The organism is Pseudomonas sp. Cab53 (assembly GCF_018325965.1).
Classification (GTDB): Bacteria; Pseudomonadota; Gammaproteobacteria; order Pseudomonadales; family Pseudomonadaceae; genus Aquipseudomonas; species Aquipseudomonas chlororaphis_E.
On sequence record NZ_AP021902.1, the window covers coordinates 1,579,930 to 1,596,051 of the forward strand.

Annotated in this window: 14 protein-coding genes and 1 pseudogene; 10 read left to right on the plus strand and 5 right to left on the minus strand. The window is 61.2% G+C overall.

The annotated features are described in order from the left end of the window. The first annotated feature begins 123 nt into the window (after positions 1-123). From KI241_RS06955 to KI241_RS06980, 6 genes are all read left to right on the plus strand, one after another. The gene (locus tag KI241_RS06955) at positions 124-1,245 is read left to right on the plus strand and encodes a beta-ketoacyl-ACP synthase III (protein ID WP_212803498.1); all 1,122 of its coding nucleotides are present in this window, start codon (positions 124-126) and stop codon (positions 1,243-1,245) included. Positions 1,246-1,440: 195 nt separating this feature from the next. Further along, entirely contained in the window at positions 1,441-2,052 is a 612-nt protein-coding gene (locus KI241_RS06960; protein ID WP_042730832.1) for an RNA polymerase sigma factor, read from the plus strand. After that, positions 2,046-2,282, plus strand: coding sequence for a zf-HC2 domain-containing protein (locus KI241_RS06965; RefSeq protein WP_042730833.1), 237 nt, complete (start codon positions 2,046-2,048; stop codon positions 2,280-2,282). Before KI241_RS06960 ends, KI241_RS06965 begins: the two co-directional genes overlap by 7 nt. Positions 2,283-2,569: 287 nt before the next feature. Then, positions 2,570-3,880 (plus strand): OprO/OprP family phosphate-selective porin, encoded by a 1,311-nt coding sequence (locus KI241_RS06970; RefSeq protein WP_042730834.1) that lies wholly within the window; start codon positions 2,570-2,572, stop codon positions 3,878-3,880. Positions 3,881-4,068: 188 nt separating this feature from the next. Then, positions 4,069-5,145, plus strand: a complete 1,077-nt coding sequence (locus KI241_RS06975; RefSeq protein WP_237614165.1) for an RHS repeat-associated core domain-containing protein — start codon at positions 4,069-4,071, stop codon at positions 5,143-5,145. A gap of 127 nt (positions 5,146-5,272) precedes the next feature. Beyond that, positions 5,273-6,397, plus strand: coding sequence for a GNAT family N-acetyltransferase (locus KI241_RS06980; protein ID WP_042730836.1), 1,125 nt, complete (start codon positions 5,273-5,275; stop codon positions 6,395-6,397). Positions 6,398-6,572: 175 nt separating this feature from the next. On the opposite strand, the gene KI241_RS06985 is transcribed toward KI241_RS06980, so the two are convergent. From KI241_RS06985 to KI241_RS07000, 4 genes and pseudogenes are all read right to left on the minus strand, one after another. Beyond that, the gene (locus tag KI241_RS06985) at positions 6,573-8,405 is read right to left on the minus strand and encodes an ABC transporter ATP-binding protein (protein ID WP_212803499.1); all 1,833 of its coding nucleotides are present in this window, start codon (positions 8,403-8,405) and stop codon (positions 6,573-6,575) included. An 80-nt stretch (positions 8,406-8,485) separates the two neighbouring features. Continuing rightward, complete coding sequence (locus KI241_RS06990; protein ID WP_042731672.1) at positions 8,486-9,040, minus strand: peptidylprolyl isomerase; 555 nt, start codon at positions 9,038-9,040, stop codon at positions 8,486-8,488. A 4-nt stretch (positions 9,041-9,044) separates the two neighbouring features. Further along, entirely contained in the window at positions 9,045-9,848 is an 804-nt protein-coding gene (locus KI241_RS06995) for an alpha/beta hydrolase (protein ID WP_212803500.1), read from the minus strand. Positions 9,849-9,860: 12 nt separating this feature from the next. Then, a pseudogene (locus KI241_RS07000) lies at positions 9,861-10,783 on the minus strand (LysR family transcriptional regulator). 50 nt (positions 10,784-10,833) lie between these two features. Between KI241_RS07000 and KI241_RS07005 the strand changes: the two are divergent. From KI241_RS07005 to KI241_RS07015, 3 genes are all read left to right on the plus strand, one after another. Then, on the plus strand, positions 10,834-11,148 hold the full coding sequence (locus tag KI241_RS07005) for a hypothetical protein (RefSeq protein WP_042731675.1): 315 nt from the start codon (positions 10,834-10,836) through the stop codon (positions 11,146-11,148). A gap of 151 nt (positions 11,149-11,299) precedes the next feature. Further along, a complete protein-coding gene (locus KI241_RS07010; RefSeq protein WP_042731676.1) occupies positions 11,300-11,899 on the plus strand; it encodes an FMN-dependent NADH-azoreductase in 600 nt (199 codons plus the stop codon). A 393-nt stretch (positions 11,900-12,292) separates the two neighbouring features. Further along, positions 12,293-13,159, plus strand: a complete 867-nt coding sequence (locus tag KI241_RS07015; RefSeq protein WP_042731677.1) for a carboxylate/amino acid/amine transporter — start codon at positions 12,293-12,295, stop codon at positions 13,157-13,159. A 111-nt stretch (positions 13,160-13,270) separates the two neighbouring features. On the opposite strand, the gene KI241_RS07020 is transcribed toward KI241_RS07015, so the two are convergent. Further along, entirely contained in the window at positions 13,271-14,569 is a 1,299-nt protein-coding gene (locus KI241_RS07020) for a mechanosensitive ion channel family protein (RefSeq protein ID WP_042731678.1), read from the minus strand. A gap of 193 nt (positions 14,570-14,762) precedes the next feature. Here KI241_RS07020 and KI241_RS07025 point away from each other — a divergent pair, with 193 nt between their 5' ends. Beyond that, on the plus strand, positions 14,763-16,109 hold the full coding sequence (locus KI241_RS07025) for a DEAD/DEAH box helicase (protein ID WP_042731679.1): 1,347 nt from the start codon (positions 14,763-14,765) through the stop codon (positions 16,107-16,109). Positions 16,110-16,122: the final 13 nt, after the last annotated feature.

A 16,122-nucleotide genomic window follows, 5' to 3' on the forward strand; every position in this document is an offset into this window, starting at 1 on the left:
CAATCCCTCGGGCGGATCGGAATAAAGCGCTGCCAGGGCTGCTTCCCCGGATGGGAAAAGTCCCTTTGTGTATTGGTACGTCGGTGCCAATGCTTTCTGCCTGAACAGATCAGAGACACGCCCATGCATAACGTCGTCATCAGCGGCACCGGCCTGTACACCCCGGCCAACAGCATCTCCAACGAAGAACTGGTGCACTCCTTCAATACCTATGTCGCCCAGTTCAACGCCGACAACGCCGAGGCCATCGAGCGCGGCGAAGTGGAGGCGCTGACCGAATCCAATGCCGCGTTCATCGAAAAGGCCTCCGGTATCAAGAGCCGCTTTGTCATGGACAGGGATGGCATCCTCGACCCGCAACGCATGACCCCGCGCCTGCCCGAGCGCTCCAACGACGAGTGGTCGGTGCTCTGCGAAATGGCGGTCGGTGCCGCCAGGCAAGCCCTGGAGCGCGCCGGCCGCACCGCTGCCGACATCGACGGCGTGATCGTCGCCTGTTCCAACCTGCAGCGGCCGTACCCGGCCATCGCCATCGAGGTTCAGGAAGCGCTGGGCATCGAGGGCTTCGGCTTCGACATGAACGTGGCCTGCTCCTCGGCAACGTTCGGCATCCAGGCCGCCGCCAACAGCGTGCAACTGGGCCAGGCCCGGGCGATCCTGATGGTCAACCCGGAAGTGTGCACCGGGCACCTGAACTTCCGTGACCGCGACAGCCACTTCATCTTCGGCGACGCGGCCACCGCCGTGATCATCGAACGCGCCGACCAGGCCACCTCGGCGCACCAGTTCGACGTGGTCAGCACCAAGCTGCTGACCAAGTTCTCCAATAACATCCGCAACAACTTCGGTTTCCTCAACCGCGCCGCCGAAGAGGGTGTCGGCAGCCGGGACAAACTGTTCGTCCAGGAAGGCCGCAAGGTGTTCCGCGACGTTTGCCCGATGGTGGCCGAACTGATCGGCGCCCACCTGGATGAGAACCAACTGGACGTCGGCCAGGTGAAGCGTTTCTGGCTGCACCAGGCCAACCTGAGCATGAACCAGTTGATCGTGCGCAAGCTGCTGGGACGCGAAGCCACCGAAGAAGAAGCCCCGGTCATCCTCGACCGCTACGCCAACACCAGTTCGGCAGGTTCGGTCATTGCCTTCCACCTGTACCAGGATGACCTGCCGGCGGGCACCGTGGCCGTTCTCAGCTCGTTTGGCGCCGGCTATTCGATTGGCAGTGTGATTCTGCGCAAGCGTTGATCCACTGTTGCGGTGAGCGGATTTTGTGGCGAGGGGATTTATCCCCGCTGGGCTGCGCAGCAGCCCCAAAACAGGCGATGCACTCATCCTGATATATCGCGATGCGTGAGATTAGGGTCGCTTCGCAACCCAGCGGGGATAAATCCCCTCGCCACAAAAGCAATATCAAGTTTCCCTGGCATTTGGGGCGTTTGAATGACCGCCAGCGATGACACCCAACTGCTCCAGCGCCTGCTGGCCGGTGAGCAGCGTGCCTACAAGGAACTGGTCAGTACCTACCAGGGCCCGATGCGCGCGGTCGCCTATGCCATCGTCGGCAACCGCCACGCCGACGAAGTGGTGCAGGACGCCTGGTTGTCGGTGGTGCGCAATCTCAGCGGTTTCCAGGGGCGTTCCAGCCTCAAGACCTGGCTGTTGACCATCACCGCCAATGCCGCCAAGGGCCGCTACAAGCAGAACCGGCGGGAAGTGCTGCTCGACGATCTGCCGGCGCCCCACGGCACCCTGGGCGACGAACGCTTCGCCGCCGACGGGCATTGGTTGCTGGCACCGTTCGCCTGGCACCAGGACACCCCCGAAGCCCTGCTCACGGAAAGCGAGTTGCGCGATTGCCTGGAGCACACCTTGCTCAGCCTGTCGGACCTGCAGGGCAGTGTGCTGACCCTGCGTGAGCGTCAGGGCCTGGAGCTGGAAGAAATCTGTAATCTTCTCGACATCTCGCTCTCCAACGTTCGTGTGCTGTTGCATCGCGCCCGGCTAAAGGTCTTCGCGACCGTGGAACATTTCGAGGAAACCGGCGAATGCTGACCTGCAAGGAACAAGTGGCGCGCTCCAGCGATTACCTCGATGGGCAACTGAGCTTTCGCGAGCGCCTGATGGTGCGCCATCACCTGATGTTCTGCCCCAACTGTCGGCGTTTCATCCGCCAGATGCGCCTGATGCAGGCGACCCTGAGAAAACTCCCTGAACCGCCGGTGCCCGATCTCGACCACCTCGCCGAAAAACTTGCGGCCGAACGTCGTCGATCCAGCCACTAAAATCCGCCAACCGCGCAATTTGTGGGAGCGGGCTTGCTCGCGAATACGGTGGCACATTCGATATCCATGTCGACTGGCACACCGCTTTCGCGAGCGAGCCCGCTCCCACAGGGGGCTGCGTCGCCTCTGGTTATTCCCTTTCGAAGTAAAAAGTTCCGCTGTAATAAAATCTTTATGTGATAGCAACTCGCCTGACACAACCTGCCGCCAAGATCCCCTCCCAACACCAGCGGGCCCAGTTCCGCGTGTTTTCTAACGCATAGACTACCAACTAGGGGAATTCTTCGATGATCCGTAAGCACTTCGCAGGTTTTGCCGCCAGCGCACTGGCAATGGCAGTAACCGCCCAGGCTTTCGCCGGCACCGTCACCACCGATGGCGCCGATATCGTGGTCAAGACCAAGGGCGGCCTTGAGGTCGCTACCACTGACAAAGAGTTCAGCTTCAAGCTCGGCGGTCGTTTGCAGGCTGACTACAGCCAGTTCGACGGGATCTACACCGACAACGGCAAATCTGCCGATGCCGCTTACATCCGTCGCGCATTCCTGGAACTGTCCGGCGTGCTGTACACGGACTGGGCCTACACCATCAACTACGACATGTCCCACAACAGCGGCGACTCGGACAACGGCTACTTCGACGAAGCGTCCCTGGCCTATAACGGTTTCAAACCAGTGTCGATCAAGGTCGGTCGTTTCGACCCCGACTTCGGCCTGGAAAAAGCCACCAGCTCCAAGTGGGTCACCGCGCCTGAGCGTAACGCTGCTTACGACCTGATCGACTGGGCCAACAGCCACCAGAACGGCCTGGGCCTGCAAGCGTCCAGCACCTTCGCCGATTCGTTCTATGCATCGGCCGGTGTGTTCAGCAAGGACACCGACGACACCGACGGCGACAGCGTCAAGCAAGTCAACGGCCGCTTCGTGTTCGCCCCGATGCACGAGGCTGGCAACGTGTTGCACTTCGGTGTGAACGTGGCCTCGCGCGATGTCTCCGACACCGTGTTCGATGCACGTTATCGCTCTCGCCTGGGCATGCGTGGCGTAGAAACCCTCGGCGGCAACGATGCCGGCCCTAACGGTAACCGTCCGGTACTGGGCGGTGCCAACAACTCGCCGGCCGGTTCCTACGACCGCGACACCGCGTTCGGCCTGGAAGCCGCCTTCGCCATGGGGCCTGCGTCGATCCAGGGTGAGTACATCACCCGCAAGACCAAGGCTGATGCCGACGGCTTCGAAGACCTCAAGGGCCATGGCTTCTACGTTCAGGGCGCCTACACCCTCACCGGTGAATCGCGCGGCTATAAAGTGGGCAAGTTCGACGCCATCAAGCCTCAGAACAAATCCATCGGCGCCTGGGAAGTGTTCTATCGCTACGACAGCATGACCGTCGAAGACGACAACATCACCACCGCCAGCGCCACCCGCGACGTCGGCGATGCCGAAGCCAAGGTGCACAACCTGGGCGTGAACTGGTACGCCAACGAAGCGGTGAAAATCTCCGCCGCCTACATCAAGGCCAAGACCGACAAAGTCACCAACGTCAACGGTGACGACGACGGCGATGGTTTTGTCATGCGCGCCCAGTACGTGTTCTAAGCCACGTACCGCTACACCGCTCTCGCTTCATCCGTTAAGCTCCTTTGAACCCCGCCTCTGGCGGGGTTTTTTTTGGCCTTTTTTCCGGGGGCACTGTACGGGCATGCACCTGTAAACCCTGACAGTTTCACGGTTTCCGGAAAACGTGCTTACTTCGTTCAGGCGCAATGGCAGATGCGGAGAACGACATGGCGGGTTCAGATAAAGTAGGACAGCCTGGGTCCAATGGCTCTCTCGGCGACTCCGGGGTTTCACGCAACGAAACGACTGACGGCTTTCACTATGACGCGCTGGACAACTTGATTGGTCGAACGACCTCCGCCGGTAGAGAGCAACGTTTCTACCGAAGCGATGAATTGGCGAATGAAACCAACGGGAACATCAACAGCACTTTCATCCGCGCCGAGGGTGTCGTACTTGCCGAGCACCGGACCGGCAGTGGTTCAGAGGTCATGCTGTTGGCGGGCGATGACAAGAACAGCGTGTTGAGTGAGATCAGCCAGGGTGCTGTCAAAAGCATCGCTTATTCGGCGTACGGCCATCTTACGCAGAGCGCCTCGGTGAACTGTCATCTGGGCTACAACGGCGAACGACGTGAGACACAAACCGGTTGGTATTTGTTGGGCAACGGCTACAGAGTCTTCAATCCGTTGTTGATGCGATTTCACAGTCCGGACAACTTGAGCCCGTTTGGCAAGGGGGGCTTGAATGCGTATATCTATTGCGTGGGGGATCCGATAAATAGCGTGGATCCAACGGGGCATAGTCCGTGGGGATGGTTGCTGAGAGGTTTCAGGAACACGATTGGATCTCCAAGGGTCACCACCGCTACGCCTGGTTATGAAAAATTGCCGAAGATACTTTCTAGAAATTCGAAGTCTCATCCGACAACGTTGTATCCGATTGAAAAGAAACATATTTCTCGTTTGAGAAAACGAGCGCTTTTGTTTTGGGATGATGCGGAGAAAGCAGGGCAGCGCAATGCTTTGGATTTCGAGACATTGAAAGATGATGCGATATTAGCCACTACGGCTCACGAGTACGCCAAAAAAAACGAAGGGAAAATCGGTATCACTAGGGAGGGCGCTGCGACAATCAAGAGAGTCGCCGAGGATTACGATTCTAGAATGGCAATCAGAGCTCTTGCGAATAAAGGTAGAGTTCGGGCGAACCTAGAAGTCCAAATTAAGGAAGTCAGAGCTGCAAGGCCGCGTGAGCCAAACGTAAGGAAGCGGCACTTAGGTTATCAGCCTGACGGTGATTGATCGAATGGAGTAGCAATGGGAATTCACGCCCATCGGCCATGAACTCAAAAACTACTTTGCTCCTCGTCTCACCGGGTCCAGATAGGCGATACTCGCTCCATCCATCGTCCGGCTATCGAGGACCCGCATGCCGCTTCACGTACTGGACACTCTCTCCACCATCGCGTCCCAGGAATGGGACGCGATGGTGCCCGACCATCAACCGTTCCTGCGCCACGCCTTCCTGAGCTCCCTGGAAGACAGTGCCAGCCTCGGCCCGCAATCCGGTTGGCAGCCCGAGCATTTGCTGCTCGTCGAAGACGGTCGTCTGCTGGCCGCCTTGCCCAGTTACCGCAAGTGGCATTCCTACGGTGAGTACGTGTTCGACCACGGCTGGGCCGATGCGTGTGCCCGGGCCGGTATCGACTATTACCCCAAGCTGCTGACGGCGGTGCCGTTCAGCCCGGTCAGCGGTCCGCGTCTGCTGGCGGCGCGGGGAGAGGATGGGCTGGCGTTGTTGGGCAGCGTGCCTGGGTATCTGGAGGTCGAGGGGCTGTCCAGCGCCCACATCAACTTTACCGATGACTTCACCGATACCGCGCTGGCCGGGCAGGAGGGTTGGTTGCAGCGGATTGGCTGCCAGTACCATTGGCAGAATCGCGGTTACCGGGACTTCCAGGACTTTCTCGACGCGCTCAGTTCCCGCAAGCGCAAGCAGATGCGCAAGGAGCGCGAGCAGGTGGCGGGGCAGGGCATCGAGTTCGAATGGCTCGATGGCCATCAACTGGACGAGGCGCAGTGGGATTTCGTCTACGCCTGTTACGCCAACACCTACGCGGTGCGTCGGCAGGCGCCGTACCTGACGCGGGCGTTCTTCAGCCTGCTGGCCGAGCGCATGCCCGAGGCCATTCGCGTGGTGCTGGCCAAGCAAGGCTCACGGCCGGTGGCGATGGCCTTCAGCCTGGTGGGCGGTGACAGCTTCTATGGGCGTTACTGGGGTTGCCTGGCGGAATACGATCGCTTGCACTTCGAGACCTGTTTTTACCAGGGGATGGATTATGCGATTGCCCACGGCTTGCAACGCTTCGATGCCGGTGCCCAGGGCGAGCACAAATTGATACGTGGGTTCGAGCCGGTGATCACCCGGTCGTGGCATTACTTGCGCCATCCGGGGTTGAAGGCCGCGGTGGCGGACTTCCTGGCGCGCGAGCAGGAAGGGGTTTTGGCCTACGCCGAGGAGGCCAGGACTGCACTGCCGTATCGACAGTGCTGAACTCACTGGCTGGCACGGCCCTCTGTGGCGAGGGGATTTATCCCCGCTGGGCTGCGGAGCAGCCCCAAAAGAGTCCAACTCAATCAGCCTGATATACCGAGGTGCCAGGTTTTAGGGCTGCTTCGCAGCCCAGCGGGGATGAATCCCCTCGCCACAGGTACGATTGAGTCAGGTCCTAGTCGATCCCCACAAACCCACCCGTCTGATGCTGCCACAACCGCGCATACAACCCGCCGTGCGCCAGCAGTTCGGCGTGGCTGCCGGTTTCGGCGATGCGGCCATGCTCCAGGACCACCAACCGGTCCATCCGGGCGATGGTGGAGAGGCGGTGGGCGATGGCGATCACCGTCTTGCCTTGCATCAGGGTCTCGAGGCTTTCCTGGATCGCCGCTTCGACTTCCGAGTCCAGGGCTGACGTTGCTTCGTCCATGATCAGGATCGGCGCGTCCTTGAGCAGCACCCGCGCGATAGCGATGCGCTGGCGCTGGCCGCCGGAGAGTTTTACGCCGCGCTCACCCACGTGGGCATCGAAGCCGGTGCGCCCCTCGGCGTCCGACAGCAGCGGGATGAACTCATCGGCGCGGGCCTTGTGCACGGCTTCCCAGAGCTGCGCGTCGGTGGCGTCGGGCTTGCCGTAGAGCAGGTTCTCGCGAATCGAACGGTGCAGCAGCGAGGTGTCCTGGGTGATCATGCCGATGCGCGAGCGCAGGCTTTCCTGGCTCACTTCGGCAATGTCCTGGCCGTCGATGAGAATGCGCCCGCCCTGCACGTCATAGAGACGCAGCAGCAGGTTGACCAAGGTGGACTTACCGGCGCCGGACGGACCGATCAGGCCGATCTTCTCACCGGGCTTGATGGTCAGGTTGAGGTCGCCGATCACCCCGCTTTTCTTGCCGTAGTGGAAGTCCACATGTTCGAAGCGCACCTCGCCCCGGGCCACCGCCAGGGGCTTGGCCTGGTCGCGGTCGGTGACGCTGACCGGCTGGGCGATGGTCTGTAGGCCATCCTGGACTATGCCGATGTTTTCGAAGATGCCGTTGACCACCCACATGATCCAGCCGGACATGTTGACGATGCGAATCACCAGCCCGGTCGCCAGGGCAATCGCGCCGACGCTGATCAGCGATTGGGTCCACAGCCACAGCGCCAGGCCCGTGGTGCCGACGATCAGCAGGCCGTTCATGCTGGTAATGACCACGTCCATGCTGGTCACCACACGGCCGGCCAGCTGGGCTTTTTCGGTCTGTTCCTGGATCGCCTCGCGGGCGTATTGCTGTTCGAAGTTGGTGTGGGCGAACAGCTTCAGGGTGGTGATGTTGGTGTAACCGTCGACGATCCGGCCCATGAGCTTGGAGCGGGCATCGGACGACACCACCGAGCGCTCCTTGACCCGCGGCACGAAGTAGCACAGGGCGCCGATGTAGGCGGCGATCCAGAGCAACAGCGGGATCATCAGGCGCCAGTCGGCCTCGGCGAACAGCACCAGCGAGCTGATGGCGTAGATCAGCACGTGCCACAGCGCATCCACGGCCTGCACCGCCGAGTCGCGTAGGGAGTTGCCGGTCTGCATGATGCGCTGGGCGATGCGCCCGGCAAAATCGTTCTGGAAGAAATTCAGGCTCTGTTTGAGCACATAGCTGTGGTTCTGCCAGCGGATCAGGCTGGTCATGCCGGGGCTCAGGGTCTGGTGCACCAGCAGGTCATGCAGGGCCACGAAAATGGGGCGAAAGACCAGCGCCACCACGGCCATCCAGGCCAGCTCCAGGCCGTGGATCTTGAAGAAGTCCACATTGGGCGTGCCCTGGGCCAGGTCGATGATGCGGCTCAGGTAGCTGAACAACGCCACTTCGATCAGTGCGCCGATCAGGCCCACCACCAGCAGCACGGCGAAGCTCGGCCAGACCTGTTTCAGGTAATAGGTGTAGAAGGGTAGGACGCGGTTCGGCGGTGCCGAAGTGGGGGCGTCGCGGAAGATGTCGATCAGTTGTTCGAAACGGCGATAAACCATCGGTCAATGCCCTGGCAGGGGCTCTCCTTTTGCTGTGAGCGGCGCGCGATTGGCCTCGCCGCTCAGGCTTGCCGTGTGCCTCAGTCGATGCGCTTGGCCGACTTGATGATCACAGGGTCGATTGGCACGTTCTGCATGCCTTGCTTGGTGGTGGTCTGGGAGTTGACGATGATGTCCACCACGTCCATGCCCTTGACCACTTTGGCGAACACCGCGTAACCGGCGTCACGGCCCGGGTCGAGGAAGGCATTGTCGGCCACGTTGATGAAGAACTGGCTGGTGGCCGAGTTCGGATCGGAAGTGCGGGCCATCGACAAGGTGCCGCGAACGTTATGCAGGCCATTGCTGGCTTCGTTCTTGATCGGTGCCTTGGTGTCCTTCTGTTGCATCTGTTGGGTGAAACCGCCGCCCTGGGCCATGAAGCCGGGGATCACGCGGTGGAAAATCGTGTTGTTGTAGAAACCGCTGTCCACGTACTCGAGAAAGTTCTTGGTACTGATAGGGGCCTTGACCGGGTCCAGTTCGATTTCGATCTGGCCATTGGTGGTCTCCAGCAGCACGTGAGGCGCAGGCGCGGCCATCAGGTTGGCGGCGAACAATACGGTACCGGCGGCGAGGGCGATTTTTTTCAGCATGGGGTCAGTGATCCTGAGTGGTGGAGTCGGTTGCGCTCAAGAAGTGCAACAGGGTTTGGTTGAAGCGTTCGGGTTGATCCAGCGGGGTAGCGTGCCGTGAATCGGCGATGACCGCCAGTTGCGCATTCGGCAGCCGCTTCACATAGGCTTCTTTGAGCGCCACAGGGGTGTAGTCATGGTCGGCGCAGATGACGAGCGTTGGACAGGTGATCTGCGACAGTCGTTCCTGGACGCCCCAACCCACGATCGCGTCGAAGCTGGCGAGATAAGCACGTTTGTCGTTCTTTGCCCAGCGTCGGGCCATTTCCAGGCGTAACTCGATCTGCCCGGGCTTGGGAAACAACTTGGCGCCCAGGGCCTTGCCGATGGTTTCCAGGCTGAGGAGGCGCATCAGGCTCCAGCGCTTGAACCATTGCCAGCAGTCGTCGGGCGTGCGGACCTTGACTTCGGGGGCGCTGTTGACGATGCACAGGCTCCTGACCCGCGCAGGTTCGTCCACGGCCAGCTGAAAGGCGATCATCCCGCCCATGGACCAGCCCACCAGGTGCACCGGGCCGAGGTCGAGGTGTTCGATCAGGGCGATCAGGTCGGCGCTGAAACCCTCGATGCTGTAGCGCTCGCGAGGCTTGTCGGAGCGGCCGTGGCCGCGCACGTCCATGACGATCAATCGATAGTGAGCGGACAGCGCCGGGATCTGCTGTTCCCAGTCCCGAGTGCTGGAACCCAGGCCGTGGACCAGCAGCAAGGGCGCACCGTGGCCGTATTCCTCGTAGTGCAGGTGACAACCTTCATGTTCGAAGTAGGCCATCGATGACTCCTGTCAGGCTTGTTCAGGGGCGGCGAACGGCGCATCCAGCGGCGCGGTGTCGAAGGTGCGCAGCAGTTCGACGAGGATCTGCGTTGCCGGGCCCAGGGGTTTTTCCTTGTTTGAATACAGGTAGAAACTCGGGTTACGGCTGCCACCCTGATCCAAGGGTAGTCGTTTGAGCGTGCCTTCCTTGAGTTCTCGCTCGATCATGTGCCGGGGCAGCCAGGCGAAGCCCAGGCCGCTGCTGACGAACGTGGCGGCGGTGGCGAGGCTGCCGACGGTCCAGCGTTGCTCGGCGCCGAGCCAGCCCACGTCCCGGGGTTGCTGGCGCCCGGAGTCGCGGATCACCACTTGCAGCTGGCTTTCCAGGTCCTGGAAGCTCAGTTCGCGATTGAGCCGGTGCAGGGCATGTTCAGGGTGCGCCACTGCGACGAACTCTACATCGCTCAACTCCGCGCCGAGGTAGCCAGGAATATTGAAACTGCTGATCGCCAGATCGGCCACGCCTTCGAGCAACACTTCCTCCACCCCGACAGCACCTCTTCGCGCAGCCGGACCCGGCAGCCACGGCTTTGCGGCATGAACGCCGTCAACGCGCGCACCAGGCGGGCCGAGGGGTAGGCCGCGTCGACCACCAGGCGCACTTCCGCTTCCCAGCCTTGTTCCATGTGGTGGGCCAGGTCTTCCAACTGGCTGGCCTGTTTCACCAGTTGCCGGGAGCGCCGCAGCAACACACCGCCGGCCTCGGTCAACACGGCCTTGCGCCCGTCGATCCGCAGCAGCGGCACGCCGAGCTGGTCCTGCATGCGGGCCACGGTGTAGCTGACCGATGACTGGGAGCGATGCAACACTTCGGCGGCCTGGGCGAAACCGCCGTGGTCCACCACGGCCTGCAACGTTCGCCATTGATCAAGGGTCACGCGGGGCGCTTTCATATTGAGCTCCTCTTGTCCTAAGCTGGCGGTCCCTGGGTGGAGACTGCCGAATGAAAAAAATCTGTTGTGCGGTGCTGGCCTTGCTGCCGCTGACCGCGTTTGCGTACCCGATCGATGTGGAAAAACACCTCAACGGCCTGAGCATCGACTACAACGCCTACGACACCGATGCCGACATCGGCTCCATCCAGGTCAACAACTACGGCAACACGGACGCGGCGTGCACGGTGGTCTTTCGCAACGGCCCCGAAGCGCCACGCACCCGCAAGCTCGAAGTCGCCGCCGGCAAGTTCAAGAACGCCACGGCCAAGTTCAACCGCAACATCATCAAGCTGCGCATCGTGCTGACCTGCCAACCGAAATAACGGCATAGCGGGGCAAGCGCCGAGTGCTTGCTCCGCTTATAAACGAATTTATCGATGCTTTACAGCAGTTATTTGCGCTTTTTCATCGATATGCTCATGTTTAATCTTCACTCCATCGACTGACAACATTTTCAGATGGAGCCTACAACCCATGTCACGCGTCCTGATCATCGAAAGCAGCGCCCGCCAGCAAGACTCGGTTTCCCGTCAACTGACCCAGACGTTCATCAACCAGTGGAAAGCCGCGCACCCGGCCGATGAGATCAAGGTCCGTGACCTGGCCGTCAACCCGGTGCCGCACCTTGACGCCAACCTGCTGGGTGGCTGGATGAAGCCTGCCGAGCAACGCAACGACAGCGAAAATGCCTCGCTGGAACGTTCCGATCAGTTGACGGAGGAACTGTTGGCCGCCGATGTGCTGGTGATGGCGGCGCCGATGTACAACTTCGCGATTCCAAGCACCTTGAAGGCCTGGCTCGACCACGTACTGCGTGCCGGCGTGACCTTCAAATACACCCCCACCGGCCCGCAAGGCCTGCTGACCGGCAAACGCGCCTTCGTGCTGACCGCCCGTGGCGGTATCCATGCCGGCGGCAGCACTGACCATCAGGAACCGTACCTGCGCCAGGTCATGGGCTTCATCGGGATCCACGACGTGACCTTCATCCATGCCGAGGGCATGAACCTGGGCGGCGACTTCCAGGAGAAGGGCCTGAACCAGGCCAATGCCAAGCTCTCCCAGGTCGCCTGATCCGTTAATCCTCGGGTAATCGCCAGGTGGTCTAGTGACCTGGCGCTTCCCTTCAAACCGTTTTGCGCATCGAACCTCCCTTTGCACTTATTGCTCCTGAGTGCATCAGCCCGATTGAACGCCCTGGCGAGATCGGGCTTTTTTTTGCCTGCGATTTCACTCACACAAAACCCTTTGTGGGAGCAGGCTTGCCCGCGAAGGCGGCTCATCAGTGACAAATTTGTTGGCTGACACGCCGCTTTCGCGGGCAAGCCCGCTCCCACAGGGAAGTGCGGTGCTTACGGATCTTGTGTGCGCTGGGCTGGATCTGTGAATGCACCGCCGCCATCGCCAGCAAACTCGCCCCCACCGCGTAAAACCGCTATCTTCGCCGCCATTCGAAACGAGGGGCTTATGGGCTATCTACTTTTTGTGACGCTGATCCAGGCGTTTTCCTTCAGCCTGATCGGCGAGTACCTGGCCGGGCACGTCGACAGCTATTTCGCGGTGCTGGTGCGGGTCGTGCTGGCGGGGCTGGTGTTCATTCCATTGACGCGCTGGCGCCAGGTCGAGCCGTCGTTCATGCGCGGCATGTTGCTGATCGGTGCCTTGCAGTTCGGTGTGACCTACGTCTGCCTGTACCTGAGCTTCCGGGTGTTGACGGTGCCAGAAGTGTTGCTCTTTACCATCCTGACCCCGCTGCACGTCACCCTGATCGAAGACGCACTGAACCGCCGCTTCAACCCCTGGGCGTTGATCGCGGCACTGGTGGCCGTGGCCGGTGCGGCGGTGATTCGCTATGACCGGATCAATCCGGATTTCTTCATGGGCTTTTTGCTCCTGCAACTGGCCAACTTCACTTACGCGGCCGGGCAGGTGCTGTACAAGCACCTGGTGGCCCGCCACCCCAGCGACCTGCCGCACTACCGGCGTTTCGGCTATTTCTACCTCGGTGCGCTGGCGGTGGCGTTGCCGGCGTTCCTGCTGTTCGGCAAGGCCGACTTCTGGCCCGAGGCACCGCTGCAATGGGGCGTGCTGCTGTTTCTCGGCCTGGTGTCCACCGCGCTGGGGCTGTACTGGTGGAACAAGGGCGCGTGCCTGGTCAACGGCGGCACGCTGGCGGTGATGAACAACCTGCATGTGCCGGTAGGGTTGCTGCTGAACCTGCTGATCTGGAACCAGCACGAGGCACTGGGCCGCTTGCTGCTGGGCGGGTCAGTGATATTGGCGGCGGTGTGGATCAGCCGGTTGGGGGTACGCCAGCCTCAGCCTTCACCCTGAACACTGTAGGAGCGAGCTAGCTCGCGATAGCCGATCATCAGTCAGCATCTATGTTTCTGACACACCGCTATCGCGAGCAAGCTCGCTCCCACAGGGGGGTGGTGGTTGGCTTTAGACCACCTGCTTCTGCGGCTCCGGCAGGTGGCTCGCCCCCAACACCGCCGGCAGCAGGCCTGAGCGCAGGTCCGTGCCGCTGGGCTGTTGGTACAGGTTCAGGCCGAACTCCGGCATCACCGCCAGCAGGTAATCGAAGATATCCCCCTGGATCCGCTCATAGTCGGCCCACACCGTGGTGCGGGTGAAACAGTAGATTTCCAGGGGGATGCCCTGGGCCGTGGTCTGCAACTGGCGGACCATGCAAGTCATGTTCGGCTGGATCTCGGCGTGGCTTTTCAGGTAGGCGAGGGCATAGGCGCGGAAGGTCCCCAGGTTGGTCATGCGTCGACGGTTCGCCGACATTGCCGCGACGTTGCCCTGGGCTTCGTTCCAGGCCTTGAGCTCAGCTTGCTTGCGGCTGATGTAATCCGTCAGCAGCCGCACCTGGGTCAGGCGCTGTTCTTCCTCGTCATGCAGAAAACGCACGCCGCTGGCGTCGATGAACAGGCTGCGCTTGATGCGTCGGCCGCCGGATTGCTGCATGCCACGCCAGTTCTTGAACGACTCGGACATCAGGCGCCAGGTCGGGATCGAGACGATGGTCTTGTCGAAGTTCTGCACCTTGACCGTGTGCAAAGTGATGTCCACCACGTCGCCGTCCGCCCCGACCTGGGGCATCTCGATCCAGTCGCCGACCCGCAACATGTCGTTGCTGGTCAACTGCACGCTGGCGACGAACGACAGCAAGGTGTCCTTGTAGACCAGCAGGATCACCGCCGACATCGCACCCAGGCCGGACAGCAGCAACAGCGGCGAGCGGTCGATCAGGGTGGCGACGATGATGATCGCGGCAAACACATACAGCACCATCTTGGTCAGTTGCACGTAGCCTTTGATCGAGCGGGTGCGCGCGTGCTCGGTGCGCGCGTAGACATCCAGCAGGGCACTGAGCAGCGCACTGAGGGCCAGCACCATGAATAGGATGGTGAAGGCCGTGGCGACATTGCCTAGGAACACCAGGCTGGCCTTGCTCAGTTCCGGCACCAGGTGCAGGCCGAACTGGATGATCAGCGACGGCGTTGTCTGCGCCAGGCGATGGAAGACCTTGTTCTGGCGCAGGTCATTGATCCAGTGCAGGGCCGGTTGGCGCCCCAGCAGCTTGGCGGCGTGCAGGATCAGGTAGCGCGCCACGCGCCCGAGCACCAGCGCAATCACCAGCAGCAACATCAGGCCGAGGCCGGAGTGCAGGAGTGGGTGCTGGTCTAGGGCACCCCAGAGGTCTTGAAGGTGGACCCAGAGTTGTTTGATATCCATGGACGAAACGGTTCTTCTCTATAAGACGCGATGGCGCGATTAGAGCATTTAAGCCGGCCCAGGTGACCGTTAGGGCGCGCGGAGGCCGGAAAAAATCGCATATTGTCGGCGTTTGCATAAAGAAACTCGGCCTTCGCGCTCGAAACCGTTACCCTATGCAGCTGTTTTTTTGCATTTCTTCGAGGTAGCACCCGTGTTTTCCGAATTCGCCCTGCACGAACGCCTGCTCAAAGCCGTGGCCGAGCTTAAATTTGTCGAGCCAACGCCCGTGCAGGCAGCGGCCATTCCGCTCGCGCTCCAAGGGCGTGACCTGCGGGTGACGGCGCAAACCGGCAGTGGCAAGACCGCCGCGTTCGTGCTGCCGATTCTCAACCGCCTGATCGGTCCGGCCAAGGTCCGCGTCAGCATCAAGACCCTGATCCTGCTGCCGACCCGTGAACTGGCCCAGCAGACCTTGAAGGAAGTGGAGCGTTTCTCGCAGTTCACCTTCATCAAGTCCGGCCTGATCACCGGCGGTGAAGACTTCAAGGTCCAGGCCGCCATGCTGCGCAAGGTGCCGGACATCCTGATCGGCACCCCAGGGCGGATGATCGAACAGTTGAACGCCGGCAACCTGGACCTCAAGGAGGTCGAAGTGCTGGTATTGGACGAAGCCGACCGCATGCTGGACATGGGCTTTGCCGAAGACGTGCAGCGCCTGGTGGACGAGTGCGCCAATCGCCAGCAGACCATGCTGTTCTCCGCCACCACCGGTGGTTCGGGCCTGCGCGAGATGGTCGCCAAGGTGCTGAACAACCCTGAGCACTTGCAGCTCAACGCGGTCAGCCAACTGAACTCCACGACCCGCCAGCAGATCATCACGGCGGACCACAACCAGCACAAAGAGCAGATCGTGAACTGGTTGCTGGCCAACGAAACCTACGAAAAGGCCATTGTGTTCACCAACACCCGCGCCATGGCCGACCGCATCTACGGTCGCCTGGTGGCGCAGGAATACAAGGCTTTCGTCCTGCACGGCGAGAAAGACCAGAAGGACCGCAAGCTGGCCATCGACCGCCTCAAGCAGGGCGGCGTGAAAATCCTCGTCGCCACCGACGTTGCCGCCCGCGGCCTGGACGTGGACGGCCTGGACATGGTCATCAACTTCGACATGCCTCGCAGCGGCGATGAATACGTGCACCGCATCGGCCGTACCGGCCGCGCCGGCAATGACGGCCTGGCGATCTCGCTGATCTGCCACGGCGACTGGAACCTGATGTCGAGCATCGAACGCTACCTCAAGCAGAGCTTCGAGCGCCGCACCATCAAGGAAGTCAAGGGCACCTACAGCGGGCCGAAAAAGGTCAAGGCGTCGGGCAAGGCCGTTGGCGTGAAGAAGAAAAAGGTCGACGGCAAGGGCGACAAGAAGAAAGCCGCCGCCAAGTCCCCGACCAAGCGCAAGACCGCCAACCGCCCGAAAGCCGACGCGCCTTCGCTGGTCAGCAAGGACGGCATGGCCCCGCTCAAGCGTCGCAAGCCAGAGGCACCGGCGGCGGAGTGAGGGGGCTGTAGCG